The sequence below is a fragment of the Ectobacillus funiculus genome (genome assembly GCF_004138295.1).
Lineage (GTDB): Bacteria > Bacillota > Bacilli > Bacillales > Bacillaceae_G > Ectobacillus > Ectobacillus funiculus.
In genome coordinates this window covers 588093-608180 of record NZ_SCFM01000004.1, presented here as the reverse complement: position 1 = coordinate 608180, position 20088 = coordinate 588093, and the positions used below count along the sequence as shown (strand labels likewise).

Here is a 20088-nt window from a genome sequence, read left to right as displayed (position 1 = left end):
TTCCAAGGGCGAATCATCGTTCCCGCACCGAATGGGTCTGTTCCGTCAGCAGCAAATGTATGCCAATACGCAACAGAAAAGCGCAGAATTTCCTCCATTGTTTTACCATTAATTTTCTCTTCTGGATTGTAGTATTTAAATGAAAGTGAATTTTTTGATGCTGGACCTTCAAACTGAATTTGGTTAATATTTTGGAAATAAGCCATGTAAGACTTCCTCCTCTTTGGTTTTTATGTTAAAAATTTATGAATTATTTTTGGTGCTACCATTTGCAATAAGCTAAAGAACAACTGTGCACTAGGTTTGCCTTCAACTTTGTAACTTATGAACTGATTATATTACAATCAAATTTGTTTATCTGATAAACGAACAAAGTTGATTGTAATTAAAATTTATTCAAGAGAATAAAATCGTTACAATAAATGTAAGTCTATTTGTAGGACCTTTTACAAATGCTTAAAGAGTATTTTTCCAGTCAGCAGCAAATTTTTCCATCCCTTGATCCGTTAATGGATGTTTAGACAATTGCTCAATTACCTTAAATGGAACGGTTGCAATATGGGCTCCGGCCAAAGCTACACGCGTTACATGGTCTGGGTGACGAACAGATGCTGCAATGATTTGCGAATCTAAATTTTGGATACGGAACAATTCAGCAATTCGTGAAACAAGTTGTACACCGTCTTCGCTAATATCATCTAAACGGCCCAAGAATGGAGAAACATAGGTAGCACCAGCACGTGCTGCCAAAAGTGCTTGATTTACTGTAAAAATAAGAGTAACGTTTGTCTTTACACCTTTTTGTGTAAGATATCTGCATGCCTCTAATCCATCTAATGTCATTGGCAGTTTAATAGTAATATTCTTATCTCCACCATTGATTTTAATAAGTTCGTTTGCCTCAGCAATCATTTGATCAGCTGTTAGAGCGTTAGGAGTTACTTCGGCAGATACAGATTCAACCTCGGGAACAGCATTGAGGATTTCGGCAATACGATCTTCAAATTTCACGCCTTCTTTTGCTACTAATGAAGGGTTGGTTGTAACACCTGATAAAACTCCGACTTTATAGGCTTTTTTAATTTCATCTAAATTTGCAGTATCAATAAAAAATTTCATGTTCATTCTCCTCCATTTTTAAACTGAAATGTGTTTATCTCTTTTTTTCGACAGCATGTCCATCAAACTCATTTCTTAATGCAGCTACAACCTTTCCTGTAAAGGTGTCCTACTCCCAAACAGGACATATATTCAGTTATTGAAACGCTCTAAACCCTGAAAGTTTCAGCATAAGGTCTTCATAATCTTTTCTTTCCATATTTCCGAAGGATTGAGCTTCTAATTCATTAAACCTCTCTGCTAAGCAATAAGCAGTTAAATAAAGGGTTAACTGTTTTTTGCCTATTTCCTCCGGCGAACCACTTTCAACGTTATGTGAAGATATAACTGCATAGGCAAATTTTTCAGCATCGATCTTCATTTTCTTACTATTCATTCGTCAGCTCCCCTTCACTAATTATCTTTAAGCTTTGGAAATATGTTTAAACACTCTTACATCGATAATTTTTTCTGTTATTCTCTTATTTTCTATTCATACAAAATTTTGATGTTCAATAAATTTTTTTATCCTTCTATGTTGCATGTTAAAATTTAATGCTCACTCTCTCGATGGACACTATCTGCCTGTCCTCTCTCTCATTTCTAAGGCTTTGACAACTTCAGCATAGCGCTTTTCATCAAGTTCATAGAAGTTAATAATAATTAACGCTACAGCTAATAATACAGCTGGAATGACTGCCGTTGTAATTAATATTCCTGTTAAAGCATGTGGTGTTTGTACCTGATCGGCAACATAACCAAATTGCTGAAGAACCAATCCTGGCACAATCCCACCTAACGCCATTCCAAATTTAAAGAAGAAACCGATCATTGCATAAATTAATCCACCTAAGCGCTTACCTGTTTTGTAATCACCATACTCAATTGTCTCAGGAATAAGCGCCCACATAAATCCTCCGGCAATCAAACTGCCTGCTGCTGCTAATAAGCGTGCCGTTAAAATTAGTGGGATCGCTGTTGGTGGAATGACTAGTAAGGAAAGAGTTCCAACGATTGTTAAGGATAGTGATACTCTCATTAAATTCTTTTTTCCTAATTTCTTATTCAGAACAGGCAGGAATGGCAGGATAATGAGTGCTGGCAGGCTTCCTAACAATCCATACCATTTAACTAAATCAGGACGTCCTACATTATACGTTACATAATAAATTCCGACTGAATTACTAATGGAGTTAATCCCAAAGATAAGGATAAAAAATGTACAAAGAACGACAAGAGGACGATTTACTCTAAATTGTTCAAAAATATCCGCAAACTTAATTTTGCCGTGCACTTCTTTTATTTGCACACGTTCTTTTGTATTTCTAAAGCAGAAAAGCAATAACAGGGCACCAGCGATTCCCATAATGGTCATCGTAGCTTGCCAGCCTGTTGCCTTACTTGTTGATTCGCTAATTGTGCCAGCTAATAATGGAACGCCAAAAGCAACAATTAAACCGCCAAGATTCGCAAAAACCATACGTACAGAGGTTAAATCAACTACTTCTTTGCTGTCCCGTGTAATCGCTGATGTCAGTGCACCATATGGTACGTTAATACAGGTATAGAGTACTGATAAAGCAGTATAGGTAATATAAGCGTATACAAGTTTACCCGAGCCCGTGAAGTTTGGTGTTGTAAAACAAAGAATAGCTAATAATGCAAATGGTACAGCTCCAAATAAAAGATATGGTCTAAATTTACCGAACCTTGAATTCGTTTTATCTACAAGTGTTCCGATAAATGGGTCACTCAAAGCATCAATAGCGCGGACAATTAAAAACATTGTACCAGCAGCTGCAGCAGAAATGCCGAACACATCCGTGTAAAAGAAGAGAAGATAAGTTGAAACTGTTTGGTAAATTAAATTACATGCTAGGTCACCGGATGCATAGCCGACTTTCTCTTTAAAGGGAATTTTCTCGCTTTGAACCTCACTATTATAAACTTCTTTTTTGGCTAGACTGCTCATATTCATCATCCCTTAAAACTTAGTAGTTATTATGTTTTTGTTTAAAGATGCATGTATTGCCTCGATACAATCGCTTTCAAATTTTCAAACGGGGCTAACACCTTTAATCAAAAGTGAGCAAAGGTTAATGCCGCTGTTTTTTGGCTTTCTTCCAGCCATAACATAGTTGTTATCCCTCATGGGTAAGTAATATTTACCACCCGTAATTTCTCCTGCAATAATCTAGTTTATCCCAACCTCTAACCAAGGATTTGTCGGGCAATAAATTAGCAAAGCCAAATCTTACTTAACCAGGATCTGTGGCTTGTAGAAGAAGGTTTCCACCCGCCAGCCTCAAAATATGCAAGTAGCTTCTCCATTTTCCTTTACATAATTCTCTCCTAAGGATCTATCGGGAATTCAAAGAATATTTTTCTAAATTATTAAAAAACAGCTGAAGCTTTCACACATTTTGCAAAGGTCCATACCGGCAGGTTTTTCTATGGGTGAACAATCGTTTCCATTCCAATTGGCTCTGATTCATAGAAGATAAAAATATACCAATAAGTAACAGAGAAGTGCTATATTCCCTCATTGTTTTTCCTGCCGCTATTTCCTTCGGATTCCTAGTAATGAAACGCTAAGTCACTTTCTAATTATTTGTTTTAAAGTTGAACTTTGTTTTGTACTGGGCAAATAAACTAAAACTAATACCTCCTCCTTTTGTAAGTCGAAAACGGATACAAATATGGGTTTAGAAAGTGTCCACTTAGTTTATCCGATAGACAAACTAAGTTTGTAATCATATTAACACATTATTTTTCACGAGGCAATATAATATATCGGGACCAACTGCCCTTTTAATTGGTTACCAAATCGCACCTTCATGATTTCCATCGCTTATTCGTTTTGCTGCAGAATAGAGTTCTATTAATGATGTCAAGCTATTCTTCCCGTCAAATCGCTAAACAGTTCTCGGATTGCCACATGAAAGAAACGTTTTCATCAAGACGTAAAAGGTTAATTTTAACACCATTCTTTGATGATACGGAGGACAGCCTTCCTGAATGAAGAGCTAAAAATATGTTGGGATTCATCTTCTCAACAGCCAAATTCACAATTCGGATTAGGTGGTTGTCAAGCTAAGAAATCCCCAATGAATGCTTTACGATACATAGAGGAAAGATGAAAGTATATGTAAGGGATTATACGGAAGTTAAAGGTTTTATTTTCTTTGTAATGTTAAACAATTACATTAATAATCGATCAACAGGCAAAAAGGACACTTTTTTTAGGTTTCTTGTTCAATTAAGGTGCCGTTAGTTGAACAGGATATTGAACCAAAGCTCTGTCCATTGCAAACTGTTAGAACATTTACTGTAATATTCCATGAATAATAGCCCTCAAAAAGTTAGTTTATCGAGTATACAAAGTCAACTGACTTCTGCTATACTAAATCTATAAGTTAGTTTATCGAATGCACAAAGTTAACTAACTTCTTTCTATTCTAAATTTATAAGTATCTATACTATTTAACGGAGTGATATTATGGCAAAAAACTCAAAACCTAATGAACCTTTAGTTACACATATTTTTACAGCAGACCCTTCTGCACATGTCTTTGAAGGCAAGCTTTATATTTATCCTTCCCATGACCTTGATCACGATGGACCTTCAAATGATAATGGTGACCAATATGCGATGGAAGATTACCATGTTTTATCCATGGATGATGTAAATGCACCTTGTGCAGACCATGGGGAAGCGCTTCACTTAAGAGATATTCCTTGGGCAAGTAAACAGCTTTGGGCACCCGACGCTGCTTACAAAAACAACACATATTATTTATTTTTCCCAGCAAGAGATAAAGAGGGTATTTTCAGGATTGGCGTCGCGACAAGCCCTAATCCTGCAGGACCTTTTACCCCGGAGGAAAATTATATACCAGGCAGCTTCAGTATTGACCCAGCTGTGTTAGTGGATGATGATAAAGCATATGTTTATTTTGGCGGCCTTTGGGGAGGACAGTTGGAAAAATGGCAGACAGGAACTTTTAACCCAGATGCTGAAGGTCCAGCTCCAACAGCGCCAGCTTTAGGACCAAGAGTAGCTGAATTAAGCGACGATATGCTGACTTTTAAAAGTGAACCGCAGGAAATCTCAATTGTTGATGAAAACGGCAATCCAATTCTTGCAAGTGATGAAGACCGAAGATATTTTGAAGGTCCATGGGTTCATAAATACAATGGTCTCTACTATCTATCCTATTCTACGGGTACAACTCATAAAATTGTTTATGCTGTAAGTGAAAATCCACAAGGCCCATTTGTATTCAAAGGTACGATTCTTACTCCTGTAATCGGCTGGACCACACATCATTCGATTGTCCAGTTTAAGGATAAATGGTATCTGTTCTATCATGATTGCTCGTTATCAGATGGAGTGAACCATAAACGTTCTGTGAAATACACTGAACTAAAGTATAATGAGGATGGAACTATTCAAACTATTGACCCTTATGGGGAAAAATAATTAGGTTAACGGCTGACTCTCATTAGTGGGGTCAGCTTTTTTCATAAGCAGTTACTTTATAATTCCTGTATCGTGAATATCAAAGTATATTTGGTAAAGTTGACCTCCACTTTGAAAGTGGATACTCAAAAATTTACAAAAGCGATAGGGGGATCTCCTAGCAGACATTATCCCCCTCCACTTACCCACTGAGCTACGCCCATCGCGCGCTTGAAGTGGGGGTTTTCTGTCGGAAAATAATAAACTTAAGAGAAAACTAAGCAGCAAATAAAAAGGACTCAGCCCCTTTTCTGTGAGTGTTGGTTGTGGTTACTACATTATATCTGAATACAGAGTTCTCTTATTTTGTATGCACAAAAAAGGGATGTCCCCAAAAGGTAGCGCATAGCGCTACCCTTTAGGGACACCCTTCTTTTATTTTGTCTCAATATTTAGCACTATAATTTCCGGCTGATTCTTACCACAGTGGAATTAGAAAAGCCCTTATCCTTTACCAGGTCATACTAGTTATCTATATTCCCAATCAAACCTACAAAGCCATTAGCAAATTTCTTTAATTGGAGTCAGCTCAACCAGCCACTCTTGCTTTCATCTGCAACTTTTGAACCCGTTTAAAGCTATAGACCCCGCCAGACATAAGAACGCATGAAATAGATACCGCACTAAAAAACGGGATGAGTCCGGGCACGTATAATAGGAGGAATACCGCAGCCGACAATCCTGCCAGCATAAACAACACCATATGAAAATTTAAAGCTCCCAATAAAACTGCGTATTTTAGATAATCAAATACCTTCAAATCATAATGTACATATACCGGAAAGAAGAATGATAGAAGGATCAAGTAAAAGCACGCGATAATCAGTAGGAATATAGACATAACAAGCTGAGTTATTCCTTCTGTACTTAACAAGAACTGAAAATCTATATAAATTAGGGTACCGCACACTGCCAATATAAACCCTAGAATATTTGATTTTCGGAATTCATTTTTATATACAGTAAGAAATGTTCTCCAAATTGGTATGTCAATTTCCTTCAGCAGCCATTTACGGACAATTGTGAATAAAGCTACAGTGGCAGGCATAAACCCAAACATAACCAATCCTGCTGCTGTAAAGAGAAACCACAATATGTTTACATAGGCTAGCTTCATAATCCACTCACATACCGTAAATAGTTTTCCTACTGATTTTCCAAACATGAATACCACCTCTTCTTACCTCTTTCCGGCTGCCCTTTACAAGGCAACAGTTTCTTCATTTTCCTCAAGCCATAGGATGCTCGTTACACCACGCGGATAGTATTTGCTTCCCGCAATTTCACCCGATATAATTTGATCACTCCAGCTCCAAACAGATAGTTCAGGATGAGTCAGCCATTCTACGTGGGCAGCATCTGCTCTTGCTCCCCTTTCGTCCCATTTCCAGCCAAGAATCTCACGGGCGATAAATTGGCATAAATAGATCTTGCTCAGCCAAGAGTTATTGCTTGTTGATGAAATCTTCCATCCGCCATCTTCAAATAAACAAATACCTTCTGTAAGCACTGTTTCAAGATGATTCTTTAATGCGCTGATATAAGCGCCGAAGCGTCCAGTTTCATCTAGGGCTTCCTTACAGTTTGTAAAGTACGGGAAGATAAGCCCCTCAATTGCCGGAATGATTTTTGAATCATTGTCTTCCCCAATAACAGCTGGAATATACCCTCCTTCTGTTACATGCTCCACAATCGTTTTGGCACATTTTTCGGCCTGTTCGCCTGCTTCCTTAGAAAGGTTAGCTCTATTATTTTCAGCAAACAGCTTTTCGAGTGCTACATAAGACGCCCAAATCTTCCCAGCTAAGTAAATGTTATTTCTTGCCTGACCAAGCGATACATCCAGACTGTCATATGTCGTAATTTCTGCTCCGCCCATAACACGGGAGGAATCAAGACCCATAAGGCCGTTGCGCTTTTCAGGCTGTGGATGATCCCGGTTCAGCATACTTTCAAAGCAGCGCTCTACAATGTCCATGTTAGCTTTCAGCCACTCTGTATCTCCTGTCTGTTCCACATAAACAGCTGCACACAGAACCCAGTTTACCAGCTGCTCATGCGTCATATGTGAAAAGCATCCATCTAGTCCGTATAACTCATAAGATGAAAAATTAGGACGGGAAATCGTGTTTGCTACTCCCATATCATGAGTAAAACTGATGCCGCCTGGATATTCAGTATCATCCCCAGGGAAACGAACAGTATCTTCATAGCTGAAACGCTTAACAAACATATCCAATTCATTTTTAACGGTCCATGGGTTCATCTTTAATTCAAAGAAGAGCTGGTCAACAGTCAGATCAAAGGTATTCATCATTCGATATTCGCCTTCATTTACTACCCAAAATGGCTCACCTTCATGATCCAGCATTTGTGTTGATCCGTAATAGCTGCGAATTGAATGAATTAGCATAAATTTCTGATCGTCAGATAAATGACTAGCCTCATTTACCAGCTCATTTACCTTCTTGGAGCGTTCTGCTATAACATCGAAAGTTTCAAGTGCATAAGCTGCAACTGACTCAATATTCCGAAAATATCTTGTATAATAATAGGAGGTGTCCATACCAGCAGTTACAAGGCCGCCTCTGTAAAAACAAACAGCAAACTGGTAGGTTCTGCGCTCACCTGCAGGTACATCCATAACAAGTGCTCCTAATGGCCCTAAACCAAACGTCCAGTTTTCCTCTTGAGGAGTAGTGAGTACATTTTCAAGACTGAAATGCATGGCAGACTTCACGTCGGGATTTTTAGATACAACCGCAGTAATTCTTCCTTGCCCTATACCAGAAAAGCCATCCATTGTATCATCTAATCTCCGCATAGAGCTATACGGATCGCTTCCCTGGTAGCCAAAGAAAGCCCGGCGACTCTTTGTTCCATTCGTATTGTCAACTGTAAGCTCGGCCAGTACAGCCGGCATCAATATTCTTTTCATTTCTGTTTCGTCGGCCGTGGCTGGGTCCGGCACAGATTCAACCTGGGAATAAATCGTAAAGGTTAAATCACCAGCCTTCCATGTATCTGTCCCAAGCTGAAAGTCGCGTGTTACATTTCCCTTTGAAAAAGGGAAGATGATTTTTGGCTTATCAGGATCCGGATCCATGTTTTCGATATCGTACCTTTTACTTTCATCATCATCCGAGGAAGTAAAGAATGGAAATGCTTCATATGTTCCTTCTTTTTCTAAAGATTCTGCTCCAATATAAACATTCTGCCGCGGGGAGCGTCCAAGCTCTAAATCAAGTCCTCCCCCTGCTCCGGGGAAGCCTAATGTAAAGCTTGCAAACGCTCCGAGCGGTGAATGATGTGCATTAAAAAACATATTTTTACTCATCTTCTCTCCCTCTCTTACCATCAATTTTCAACTATCAATTAACCCTTTACAGATCCAGATGCAATTCCTTCCACAATGCGGTTGCTCAAAATAAAGAATGCGATTAAGATTGGCAGAATGCTAATAACAAGCGTGGCGCCGATTGCTCCCCAATCTGTTGTATACTGCCCAATAAAGTTTTGGATACCAACTGTTAACGTTTTATACGAATCTGAACTGATAAATGTATTAACAAACACAAACTCATTCCAGTTATAAATCATGTTAATAATAGCTGCCGTAGCAATGACCGGCGAGGTCATCGGTAGTGTAATTTTAAAGAAAATATGATTAATGGATGCCCCGTCCATGACAGCTGCCTCCTCTACCTCACGAGGCAGGGCTTCGTAAAAGCCTAACAGAATCATGATTGTAATAGGAAGATTAAAAGCAGTGTAAGACAAAATGACAGACAACGGACTATCAATCAAATTGAATTGTGTGAATGTGCTAAACAAAGGAATCAGCGTTGAATGCACGGGAATCATTAACCCAACCATAAATAATCCTAGTACCAATTTACTGCCCTTCCAGTTCATTCTCGTAATAGCAAAGGTAACCATGCTTGCTAGTACAACAGTGAGAATGACAGCTGCAACTGTATAAACAACACTATTCATGAAATACTGGCTGATGTTTCCCTCCGTCCATACCTTTGCGTAGTTCTCCCATTTCGGATGCTCTGGCAAAGCGAACGGGGACATATTAAACACCTCCTGGTTATTCTTTAAGGAAAAAAGGAATAACCAGATGATAGGAAATATTTGAAAAACAGCTACAATCGCTAGAAATAAATATAGAATTCCATAGGCTGTACGATTCCAGAGTGAATGAGTACCGAAACTGCTTTGTTTCTCGGGCAAAATAACCGGACCCGCATTTTTTCTAACAGGCTGATTCATCTAAAAGCCTCCTCTCTATTAATACACATTTTCATCCGCTGCAGTAAACTTGCGAATGATCCAAGTGACAACAAGACAGATTACGAGCAAGAAGAAACCAATAGCGCTTCCATATCCAAAATCAAACTCTTTAAATGCTCGATGATACATGTAAGATGCCATAACCTCACTTGATCCGTTTGGTCCTCCATCTGTCATAACATAAATTAGATCGAAATATTTCAATGAACCAACAACTGCAAGTACAATCGTTACTTTTATTACATTCATGATTAAAGGGAGCTTGATTTTTAATGCAATTTGCCACGGTGTTGCACCGTCAATTCTGGCAGCCTCCAGCAAGGATTCAGGAATATTTTTCAACGCTGCATAATAGATTAATATATAGAAACCTGCATATTGCCAAATAATTGGAACGACAATGGCATATAGCGCAAGCTCAGGCTCTGCCAACCAGGCTGGCGGATTTTCGACTCCTAGAGAAACTAGAATAGTGTTTAAGATACCATTGCCCGGATGATAGATTTTAAGCCAAAGCTGTGCAATGGCAACGGAAGCCAGCAGCATTGGAATCAAATAAATTTTTCTGAGCAAATCGGCACCTTTGATTTTACCTGCTAAAATGATGGAAATAAATAGATAGCCAATCAGACTTATTACTGAAAATACAGCGAGCATAAGAGAATGGTATGCTGTTTTCCAAAACATTTGATCTTTGATAAGAGCCATATAATTCTCAAGGCCGATAAATTCCTTCGCCCCAACCCCATTCCACTTCGTCATTCCAAAATACCCCGTTTGTACAATTGGAACATAAATCAAGGCAAGAACCAGGAATAATGCAGGTGCGATATAAAGAGCAATCACTTTTTTATTAGACATAACTTTATCCACTACATGTCACTCCTTTCAAACAGGAAAGATAGGAAAGGACATATCGATCATATTTGATATGTCCTTTTCTAAGAATTTGGGATTTTTTTATTTCCCTTCTTCCTTCTTCAGTGCTTCCTCATGTTTCTTAGCAAAGTCGCTTGGTTTCACTTCCTCGCCAAACAACGATTGGATTAGGTTTAGATGAGTTTCCGCTACAGAAGCACTCATTTGGACATCCGCAAACAATGTTAGATTGCTTGCATTATTTAATTCGTTCAACACATCAACGTATAGCTGAGGTAACTTAACCTTTGTCGTATCTACCTTTGTCGCTGGAATTACACCTGCTTTTTCAACAGACTGTTCTCCCCACTTTTCAACAAAGAACTTAACAAATTCTTTTGCCTCATCTTTTACTTTTGAGTTTTCAGCAACGAATAATCCTACACCAGGTCCGCCAACCCAGCTGTTGATATCGCCTTTTCCTCCCTCAACAGTAGGGAATTTAAAGAATCCAACATTATCACGGAAATCTTTTGGAATTTCTTCATTTGTTGTAAAGTTTGGCAGCTCCCATGTTCCCATTAAATACATAGCAGCCTTTCCATTTAAGAACTCAGATTTTCCTTCGTCATTAGAAAGACCATTAAAGCCTTTGTTGAATGCGCTTTCTTTTACCAGCTTTTGAACTTCATCAGCAGCAGAAACAAGTGCTGGATCTTCGAAAGAGCCAGAGCGGTTAATCGCCTTGTTTAATACCTCTGGTCCGCCAATTCTGTCAGCCAAGTACATATACCATAGTGAGCCTGTCCATCTGTCTTTGTTTCCAAGTGCGATTGGAGCAACACCATTCTTTTCAAGTGTTTGTACTACGTTTTGGAACTCGCTATATGTTTTCGGTACTTCTAGATTGTATTTTTCAAAAATTTGTTTGTTGTAATAAATTGGTGCAATGTTCAATTCAAGCGGTAAGCCGTATGTTTTTCCATTAGTTGCATAAGCTTCAGTTGTACCTTTTATGAAGGAATCCTGCAGACCATCCTGTAAAACATCATCAAGTGATGCAAACAACTTACCTTCTACGAATGGCTTCATATAGCCTGCTGCCCAAGTAAATCCTACATCCGGTAATTCATTAGAGGAAGAAAGAACCTTGATTTTGTTTTTATACTGCTCGTTCTCAAGAACCTCTACCTCAACTTTCACATCTTTGTGTTCTGCTTCAAATTGTTTAATGATATCAGTTACAATCATGTTTTGCTGTTTGGAGCTTCCCTGCGGCCAAAGGTGCATGAATTTTATCGTTTTCTTGGAACCGCTTTCTCCAGAGGCCTCTTCTGAATTGCCTGAACAGCCAGTGAGTATAACTGTAAGCAATAACACAAAAGCAAGCAACATTGTATACGCTTTCTTAAACATTTCCAATCCCCCTATTTATGTTCTGTTTTACAATTACATTCTAGCATCTAACAAAAGAAGCGGTTAGATAACTACGGTTGGGAAAAATGCTACTATTTTTAGTTGAATGTATGCGCTTTCCTATCTGTTCCCAATCCCCCTTATTTATGTTTTGCTTTACAATTACATTCTAACACCTAACAAAAGAAGCGGTTAGATAACTACGATTGGGAAAAATGCCACTATTTTTAGTTGAATGTATGCGCTTTCTTTTGTGCATTCCGATCCTCTACTTATTTTTGTCTTATAATTACATGCTAGTATTAAAGAAAGCCCGCCGATTGACGAGCCTTGCTCTTGGGTGAAGACAGGGGCGTAGCCCTGCTTATACTGTATTCCTAACGCCGAATTGTCTTCTAGCTAGAAATTTATACTTTCTTAAAGTGTAAAAAAAGCGGTTATCTAACCGCGATTGGAAAAAATACTACTATTTTTAGATAGCCGAATCCTCCAGTTCAGCCATCTTTCTGTATTTGCTCGGTGTAATGCCTTCATATTCTTTAAATAGTTTAATAAAATATTTAGCTGTCTGATATCCTGTCTCCTGTGCAACTTCTTCTATCGGTAAATTTGTGGTTAGCAATAGTTTTTTAGCGGTCTGCAGCCTTTTTCTCGTTAAATATTCACTAAATGTTAAGCGGGTCTGTTCCTTAAAGAGTACGCTAAAGTAGCTTGGGTTTAAATGAACCGTACCTGCTACATCCTTTAAGCTGATCTGCCGGCTAAGGTTGTTATTGACGTATTGAAGAGCCTCCTTGATAGGAGATTTGGAGGTTTGGCTGCTTTCAATATTAAGAAGCTTTGGATCCGCCACCTTTTCGATGTAATCTGCCCTTTCGATGCTTGCCTCCGTTTCCAAAGCTTGTTCTACAGCCTCAATCAGCTTTTGCTTGCTCACTGGTTTAAGTAAATAATTAATCACTCCCAGACGAATTGCTTCCTGGGCATATTCAAAATTAGGATAGCCTGAAACAATAATAACGACAGGCTTATTCCCTTTCTCCTTTACGGCTTTTAACAATGCTAATCCTGTCATCTCAGGCATATTTACATCTGTAATTAGCAAATGAACCTTTGTTTTTTGGAATACTTCTAAGGCTTCATCACCATCTGCAGCACTTAGCACCTCATATTTACCCTGCGACCATCTCTCCAGTGTTTTTTTCAATCCCTGCCTAGTAATCTGCTCATCATCAACAATTAAAATCGTTTTAGTTTCCATACTAATCAAGCTCCTTTGCTGGGTATCTCAAATGTCACTTCTGTACCTTTGCCTTGGTCACTTTTCACTGTTAGGGTAGCTAAACTCTGCTTCTCATAAAACAAGCTGAGTCTTTTATTGACATTAGCCAGTCCTATCCCCATCCCTTTAGACGAGGCGACATCTCCCCTTTCGATAGATTCATTTATAGCACAAAGAGTTTCTTGATCAATTCCAACCCCGTTATCGCTTACGGTTATAACTAGATTTGGAGAATTTTCCACTTTTTTGACTTTTATAGACACTGCCCCCTGCTTCCGCTGGTTCCCGATTCCGTGCAAAATTGCATTTTCCACCAATGGCTGAATAATTAATTTAGGAATTTTTGTATCTAGACAATCCTCCTGTACCGATACATCCCAAAGCAGCCTATCGCCCATCCTCATTTTCATAATCTGTAAATACCGTTCAATATGCTCAAGAGCCTCACGAATTGTTACTGGATCTTTTTCCTTGCCTGTTTTGCCGATGGTATAACGGAAAAACTCTGACATTGCGATTACCTGGTTCGCAAGTTCTTCCTCTCCTTTGTCTTCTAAGGACCAATACAAAGCATTCAAGGTGTTATACAGAAAATGCGGATCAATTTGTGCCTGTAATGCTTTTAGCTCCGCACGGCTATGAAGTAATTCTTTTTCGTACACCTGCTGGATTAAATGATTTGTATTTTCTACCATCTGGTTATACGTATTATTTAAGTCAACAATTTCATTAATTGATGAAATATGTGGATTCGGTTTTAACTCATCCATCTTGGCATTTTTCATTGTATTGGTTAGTTTAATAATAGGTCGGGTAATTATCGTTGATAGGAATATAGAAGATATCAGAAAAATAATAAATCCAATAGCTCCTGAAATCAGGATGGATGTGCGAACAACTGATACCCCTTCCATCAAAAGACTCACAGGCTTAAGAATGACAAGAGTCCAGCCCGTCACATCGGACTTCTCTTTTACAATTAAATATTTCGTCTGATTTATTACAACATTTTTTGTATCTTCTTTTAAAATTTGTTGTGTATTCCCTTTATAATTTGAGGTTATCGCACTATAATCCCGATCTAACAACATCATATATTCCTTTGCTTTATGATCCAGACTGTTATCCTTCACTTGAAAATAACTATTATTAATCCGAACCAATAAATAACCGCCGCCTGAAAAAGAGCGCTCCATTAAGGTTACTTTACGGATAGCAAACGAATACTCCCGATCATTTGGGTCATTCCCAATCCATACGAGCCTGCCCTTTTCCCGATTTGCCTTCTGTATCCACACCGGGTCTACCTTTTCAAAAATATTCACATTGTCAGATGGATAGATTCTTTCTCCATTAACAGTGTATAAATTAAATGAAGAAATTGCATTGGAATAAGCATGAAAATTATTAATCACCCTAATTAGCGATTCCCTCTGCGGCACACTTACACTCTTTCCATCCACGACATCAGTCAGTAACTGTTGAACTGTATTGTTTGTAGCTACCTGATTTGTTAATGTATCAATTTGTTTATAAAGCGTTTCCATTCTACCGTTCGCTTCAACAGCTGTTTGCTGCATTTGCTTTTCTGCATTGTTTCTCATCAGGGCTCCAAGCTGATTGAACATCAAACTGCCCACGATTGACAAGACTATCATCATTACGACTAAATAAATCGCTAATATTTGGTTACGCAGCGTATTATATTTCTTAAATCTTGTCCCTAACATAACGATCACCCATCCCGGAAGTAAGTTATTTCAGATTGCTATATTCTACAAGTTATGATGGTTCTCTGGAATGAGATATTATAAACGTATTAGTTTATAATAAACTAGACCTTTTAATTCTATTAATTGAAAAACGTGCTGGAGCATGATCATCTCCAACACATTTTTTAATTTACATTATTAATCGATATTTTACACTGTTATTGTTAATAAAACACGCAGCATTTTGTTACATTTACCAGGGAATTTTAAAAATTCTTACAGTCAATTTTATTTTAAGTTGCAATATACGGTGGTCTTCTGTAAGAAAATTTCTTATAGAAGATGAAAAAAGTATATTTTCTCAGTATTACTTCCCTAACGTCAAGAAAAGGATTTTTCTGTGTAGAACATACGGAGTTCGTAAACTAATAATAACACTGATATCTTTGTTTGTCCAACGAATAAACTAATAGAACTGTAAGAAAACACCTTCTCATGTGCAGAAATCTTTCTACAACTTTAAAAGCCTGTGGAGAATGTCTTCTCCACAGGTTTTTAAAGTTGTAAGAAAATACCAATTTTCAGATAGATCCCATTTGTTTTGGTTTTATCAAAGAAAAGCTACGTCCGTATTATGGTAAAACAATGTTGCCAAAATCAAACAAGGCTGTGTTGATAAGGTCGTCGTTTGTTTATTTCACCGTATTACGAAGAGTACCTATACCTTCAACTGTAACCTCAACAACATCCCCTTGCTTCAGAAAGCCAGGTTCCTTCATTCCCTTCGCAACTCCTGCCGGTGTACCAGTTGCAATAATATCTCCTGGTTCTAATGTCATACCTTGACTTAAAACAGAGATAATAGTTGGAATATCAAAAATCATATTGGATGTATTGGACGATTGACGTACTTCACCGTTTACCCTCGTCTCAATTTCTAAACAGCTCGGCTGATTAATGGCTGATGCATGAACAAGGAACGGTCCCGTTGGACAAAAGGTATCGAAGCTTTTGCCAAGGAAAAACTGTTTATGCCGGCTTTGAATATCACGAGCTGTAATATCATTAATAATCGTATATCCGAACACATAATCAAATGCACTCTCTGGAGAAATAGCTTTCCCTTTTTTCCCGATTACAACAGCCAGCTCTCCTTCATAATCTAACTCATTGGTGATATTCGGATAACTGTGTATGAGCTCATCCTGACCAATGACAGTTGTGGGAGCTTTCGTAAAAAAGAGCGGATATTCTGGAATATCCTCTTTCCCACCCATCTCAATTACGTGTTCACTATAGTTTTTCCCTATGCACATCACATTTTTTCTTGGTCTTGGAATGGGTGCAAGCAGCTTCACATCAGATATTGGATATAAACCTGGTGCCTGCCCCTGCTCTCTTGCCCATTTCACAACATCTGATACTTGCTGGAGGAACAGCTCTCCCTGCTCCATACACTCAATCATTGTAATAGGAATTATCGCCTTTCCTATCATCGCTTTCTGTGCCTCACGCAGGTGTAAAACAGACGCGGATCGCTCATCCACAACACCAACAAATACTTTTTCCTCTCTCTTTGCCGTTACGAACTTCATCCCTTCACACCCCATCTAAAACTTTACCACACATTACATTCGAAAAAGAGCAGAGAAATTCCTTCTTCTTTCGGCGAAAAATTACAAACTTCAACTTTTCTCAATTCCAATATCACCATACATTGGAGTAAAGTGTAGAATTCCCTCTTCTTTTATCGAAACCATTTCTTTTTTATAGTACTTTTGTATAATATGAGTTACATACAGATTGTGGCAGTTGTTGTGAAAACTGATAGAGACGGAGCAGAGGCTATGTTTGAACAAGCAATCGAAAAGAAACGAGAAGAAATGAAGTATTTTGTACAAAGGTATGGAATTACCGCAAAAAAAACGGTACATTGCAGCCAGGAGCTGGACAAGCTATTAAACATACTTCTGTTTTTGCAATGCAGCCGCAAGTTAGGGAACTAACAAATACAGGACATGCCCCCGTGGGGCATGTCTTTTTGTTACATTGTAAGAAAGTATAAATTTCCCGCTAAAGACGAATTCGACGTATTAGAAAGTTTTAGGAACAAAGTACAAGAGCAGCTACACTCTGTCTTCGCCTAACGGCTTGTCAATCAGCGATTTTTCTTTTATCTAAAAAATTTTTAGACACATTCTTGGATAAATGTCCATATAATAAGCATAAGAATCTGTAAGAAGGGTGTTTTTTCATGCCTGCTATCGTAGGACACATCAACGTTGTAAATATTGGGTCTAGCGGCGTCTTTCATATTGGCGATGTCTTTGCGATTCGTCCCATTAGCTATTCAAGAACGTTTGCGGGAGCAGGGTCATTTAATGTCGGAGAAACAGTAAACGTTTATAATTATGAGAACTCTACAAATGTAAACGACCAAGACGTTATAGATCAGCCTATATCGTTAACCTATTAAGAACATGCCTAGCCCTGAAGAAAACATACAGTTCGTACGAGGCTGCTTATAGAGTCTTTCTGTATGTTCTTCGCAGCAAAAAGATCTTCTCTATTTTTATGGTGAAGGTACTTTACAAAAGGGAGTTAGGCGGACTTTAGTATCTGATACATCCTTATTTCTAAAAGGAGAGTGATCTGCTTGAACTTCTATGTAAATCAAAGCATTATCATTCATAATCTTCGAGTAGGGAGTATTACGACCTCTTCTGTATTTCAGATTGGCAGTACCGGAACGATTAAGGCACTTTCAAAGTTTTCCAACACTGGCGCATTTACAGAACCTGCACGTCCGTTAAAAGCAAGGGGACAAATCATTTCATCTACCAATTCCTAAGCCTCTTAAAGAAAACTCGCCGATCAGCGAGACAGAAGCGCAGTTGCACTTACACTTTATCCTTAAAATTTCCGACTGCGTCGGATTCTCTTCCAGTTGGAAATTTATATGTTCTCACAGTGTGAAATAGGGATTTAAACCTTTAATCCTCCCCTCTTAGAGTAAAGGAGGCTATGATTATGACCCAAGATTGGCTTACTTACTTACAACAGCTATATAATACCATTCAATTACAGCAGCAGCAGCTCCAGCGTCTTGAAGAAACTGTTGAAAGACTAACAGCAGAGCTGGAAAATTTCAAACGGAATCCTCCCCAGTCCATCGGCAAGATAGAATATAAATTTGATCAGCTAAAGGTTGAAAACTTAAATGGCACTTTAAATATCGGACTTAATCCATTTAACAGCAGCGGGAACGCAATTGAAGATTTTGATGTAGAGACGGAAACACTTAAGGTGAATCCTGAAACAAAGGCAAATCCAGATTTCTATCAGGATGTTTTGCAGCAAGTTACACGTTATTTAAATGAGGGTGCTTACAGCCGCATCGTTGAAATGGAAACAGAGCAGGGTACAGCTCTCGATGATACGTATCGGCAAATGATGATTGACGATATTCAAAAGCAAATGGAGCATCGATTACCGTATTATTTATCCCAAGTGGAACCATATCCAGAAATCACCTCTAATCCGCAATATATGAAGGAGATTATTGTCCAAAATATGAAGCAAGACATTGATAAAGCATTCCTCGCCTTTATTCAGAATATGCCCCATCATATCCAAAAGGAGTGGTAAAGGGTGAATTTTACCGTTGTGAATCATGAAATTAAAGTTGGACGCATCAAGTCAGCTGGTGTATCAAGCTCTGCATTATTCCTCATTGGAGATGCCACTTTTTTAATCCTGACCTCCATCCTGGATACACCTCCAGAATCGCTTGCAGCTGGACCATTCGTTCCTCTTGTTTTCAATGTGCCAGGAACTCCAGCGTAAGAGAGGAAGATACTATGCTTCGTCATGTTTCTATTGTGAATCAGATTAATGTTATTTCCATGGGGATAGACGGCGTTTTGCAAATCGGTGATTCTAATATGATAGCATCACGAAACCGTGACATTTTGGTGCAGCGCGAGGAGCCATTCTATTTAGCACAAGAAGGTTCTTTCGAGAAATATGTAATGTTCACAGATACAGAAATAACTATACCAACGAGACAAACTTCTGTCCGTATGCATGTCGTAAACACCAATCCATTTGTATGCGTTGATCGTGTTGAAATAATAAGTTTACTGAGTAGCGGTATCATTCACATTGGCTCTACTGACTACGTGTTTAATAATTCTCGCATTTTGCAAATCAGACAATTCATTTCGGAGGATCCATTTGAAGAAACACCTTCTGAGCGTTCCCTCATACCTTAAATAATAGGAAACCGTTATTACAAGAAAAAAGAGGCTGGTGAGCGGAAAATGCCTTCTTTCGTAGGCAATTTAGTTGTACAAAACAGTAATGGCTCCTTTAATTTAGGAGACTTTTATAATGTTTCTCCAAAGGAAAATGCTAAAGCATATAATGGATCAGGCGCTTCCAATGTCGGCTTTGTTGTGAACACATTTAACGGGATAAACGCTACAAATACATTTGATCCAGATGTGAATGACCAAAATCAAATCGGTACTGCATAAACAAACCAAACAGACACAGTCCTTTCCAAAAAGCAAAAAAGGAAGGCAGCTACCTTCCTTTTTGCTTTCTTTCATTTGATTTCCGTATGCGTACTTGCTTTGTAGCAGGCTGCTTTCGAATCCATTTCAAAAATGACGAAATTTTTTCATCATCTTGTAAGGATGCAATGGTATATAAACGAATCGCAAGCTCTTCATTTGTATATAGCGCATGAATTTGCTTATGACAAGCTATACATACATTTGCAGTCGGAAGAAAGGTTCCACCAAGCTCCTTTGGTGTTAAATGGTGCACTGTCAGCTCTAAATCATCCCTGCCGCACAGCTCACATGTTCCGATCAGCTTTTTTCCCATTATGCTCA

General features: G+C 38.4%; 20 protein-coding genes and 2 pseudogenes. 8 read left to right on the top strand and 14 right to left on the bottom strand.

From position 1 onward, the window contains the following. The 5 genes and pseudogenes from EP737_RS04390 to EP737_RS26825 all read right to left on the bottom strand — a co-directional run. Positions 1-206, bottom strand: a pseudogene (locus tag EP737_RS04390) (xylose isomerase); the annotation flags it as partial. 250 nt (positions 207-456) lie between these two features. After that, a complete protein-coding gene (fsa, locus tag EP737_RS04385; RefSeq protein WP_129726715.1) occupies positions 457-1119 on the bottom strand; it encodes a fructose-6-phosphate aldolase in 663 nt (220 codons plus the stop codon). Positions 1120-1255: 136 nt separating this feature from the next. After that, positions 1256-1495 carry a hypothetical protein gene (locus EP737_RS04375; RefSeq protein ID WP_129726661.1) on the bottom strand — a complete coding sequence of 80 codons (240 nt, stop codon included), beginning with the start codon at positions 1493-1495 and terminating at the stop codon, positions 1256-1258. 180 nt (positions 1496-1675) lie between these two features. Further along, a complete protein-coding gene (locus EP737_RS04370; RefSeq protein ID WP_129726660.1) occupies positions 1676-3070 on the bottom strand; it encodes an MFS transporter in 1395 nt (464 codons plus the stop codon). Between the two features lie 107 nt (positions 3071-3177). Further along, positions 3178-3417 (bottom strand): annotated as a pseudogene (locus EP737_RS26825) (hypothetical protein); the annotation flags it as partial. Between the two features lie 1180 nt (positions 3418-4597). On the opposite strand from EP737_RS26825, the gene EP737_RS04365 reads away from it, so the two are divergent. Next, positions 4598-5581 carry a glycoside hydrolase family 43 protein gene (locus tag EP737_RS04365; RefSeq protein WP_129726659.1) on the top strand — a complete coding sequence of 328 codons (984 nt, stop codon included), beginning with the start codon at positions 4598-4600 and terminating at the stop codon, positions 5579-5581. 568 nt (positions 5582-6149) lie between these two features. Here EP737_RS04365 and EP737_RS04360 read toward each other — a convergent pair. From EP737_RS04360 to EP737_RS04325, 8 genes are all read right to left on the bottom strand, one after another. After that, complete coding sequence (locus tag EP737_RS04360) at positions 6150-6785, bottom strand: YesL family protein (protein ID WP_129726658.1); 636 nt, start codon at positions 6783-6785, stop codon at positions 6150-6152. Positions 6786-6821: 36 nt separating this feature from the next. After that, the gene (locus EP737_RS04355; protein ID WP_129726657.1) at positions 6822-8957 is read right to left on the bottom strand and encodes a glycoside hydrolase family 52 protein; all 2136 of its coding nucleotides are present in this window, start codon (positions 8955-8957) and stop codon (positions 6822-6824) included. Positions 8958-8995: 38 nt separating this feature from the next. Continuing rightward, on the bottom strand, positions 8996-9898 hold the full coding sequence (locus EP737_RS04350; protein ID WP_129726656.1) for a carbohydrate ABC transporter permease: 903 nt from the start codon (positions 9896-9898) through the stop codon (positions 8996-8998). Between the two features lie 18 nt (positions 9899-9916). Next, a complete protein-coding gene (locus tag EP737_RS04345; RefSeq protein WP_129726655.1) occupies positions 9917-10792 on the bottom strand; it encodes a carbohydrate ABC transporter permease in 876 nt (291 codons plus the stop codon). 87 nt (positions 10793-10879) lie between these two features. Then, positions 10880-12193, bottom strand: coding sequence for an extracellular solute-binding protein (locus EP737_RS04340; protein ID WP_129726654.1), 1314 nt, complete (start codon positions 12191-12193; stop codon positions 10880-10882). Between the two features lie 472 nt (positions 12194-12665). Beyond that, positions 12666-13454 (bottom strand): response regulator transcription factor, encoded by a 789-nt coding sequence (locus tag EP737_RS04335; protein WP_129726653.1) that lies wholly within the window; start codon positions 13452-13454, stop codon positions 12666-12668. A 5-nt stretch (positions 13455-13459) separates the two neighbouring features. After that, the gene (locus EP737_RS04330; RefSeq protein ID WP_129726652.1) at positions 13460-15205 is read right to left on the bottom strand and encodes a sensor histidine kinase; all 1746 of its coding nucleotides are present in this window, start codon (positions 15203-15205) and stop codon (positions 13460-13462) included. A 674-nt stretch (positions 15206-15879) separates the two neighbouring features. After that, the gene (locus tag EP737_RS04325; RefSeq protein ID WP_129726651.1) at positions 15880-16782 is read right to left on the bottom strand and encodes a fumarylacetoacetate hydrolase family protein; all 903 of its coding nucleotides are present in this window, start codon (positions 16780-16782) and stop codon (positions 15880-15882) included. A 252-nt stretch (positions 16783-17034) separates the two neighbouring features. On the opposite strand from EP737_RS04325, the gene EP737_RS04320 reads away from it, so the two are divergent. From EP737_RS04320 to EP737_RS04290, 7 genes are all read left to right on the top strand, one after another. Next, the gene (locus tag EP737_RS04320) at positions 17035-17193 is read left to right on the top strand and encodes an aspartyl-phosphate phosphatase Spo0E family protein (protein WP_129726650.1); all 159 of its coding nucleotides are present in this window, start codon (positions 17035-17037) and stop codon (positions 17191-17193) included. Between the two features lie 248 nt (positions 17194-17441). Next, a complete protein-coding gene (locus EP737_RS04315; protein ID WP_129726649.1) occupies positions 17442-17663 on the top strand; it encodes a spore germination protein in 222 nt (73 codons plus the stop codon). Positions 17664-17843: 180 nt separating this feature from the next. Continuing rightward, positions 17844-18038: a spore germination protein GerPB gene (locus tag EP737_RS04310; RefSeq protein WP_129726648.1), complete on the top strand. Its 195-nt coding sequence runs from the start codon at positions 17844-17846 to the stop codon at positions 18036-18038. A gap of 179 nt (positions 18039-18217) precedes the next feature. Beyond that, on the top strand, positions 18218-18835 hold the full coding sequence (gene gerPC / locus EP737_RS04305) for a spore germination protein GerPC (RefSeq protein ID WP_129726647.1): 618 nt from the start codon (positions 18218-18220) through the stop codon (positions 18833-18835). A gap of 3 nt (positions 18836-18838) precedes the next feature. Beyond that, complete coding sequence (locus EP737_RS04300; protein WP_129726646.1) at positions 18839-19033, top strand: spore gernimation protein GerPD; 195 nt, start codon at positions 18839-18841, stop codon at positions 19031-19033. Positions 19034-19047: 14 nt separating this feature from the next. Further along, positions 19048-19461 carry a spore germination protein GerPE gene (locus EP737_RS04295; protein ID WP_129726645.1) on the top strand — a complete coding sequence of 138 codons (414 nt, stop codon included), beginning with the start codon at positions 19048-19050 and terminating at the stop codon, positions 19459-19461. 48 nt (positions 19462-19509) lie between these two features. Then, positions 19510-19725 carry a spore germination protein gene (locus EP737_RS04290; RefSeq protein WP_129726644.1) on the top strand — a complete coding sequence of 72 codons (216 nt, stop codon included), beginning with the start codon at positions 19510-19512 and terminating at the stop codon, positions 19723-19725. Positions 19726-19774: 49 nt separating this feature from the next. On the opposite strand, the gene EP737_RS04285 is transcribed toward EP737_RS04290, so the two are convergent. Further along, on the bottom strand, positions 19775-20080 hold the full coding sequence (locus tag EP737_RS04285) for an HNH endonuclease (RefSeq protein ID WP_129726643.1): 306 nt from the start codon (positions 20078-20080) through the stop codon (positions 19775-19777). Positions 20081-20088: the final 8 nt, after the last annotated feature.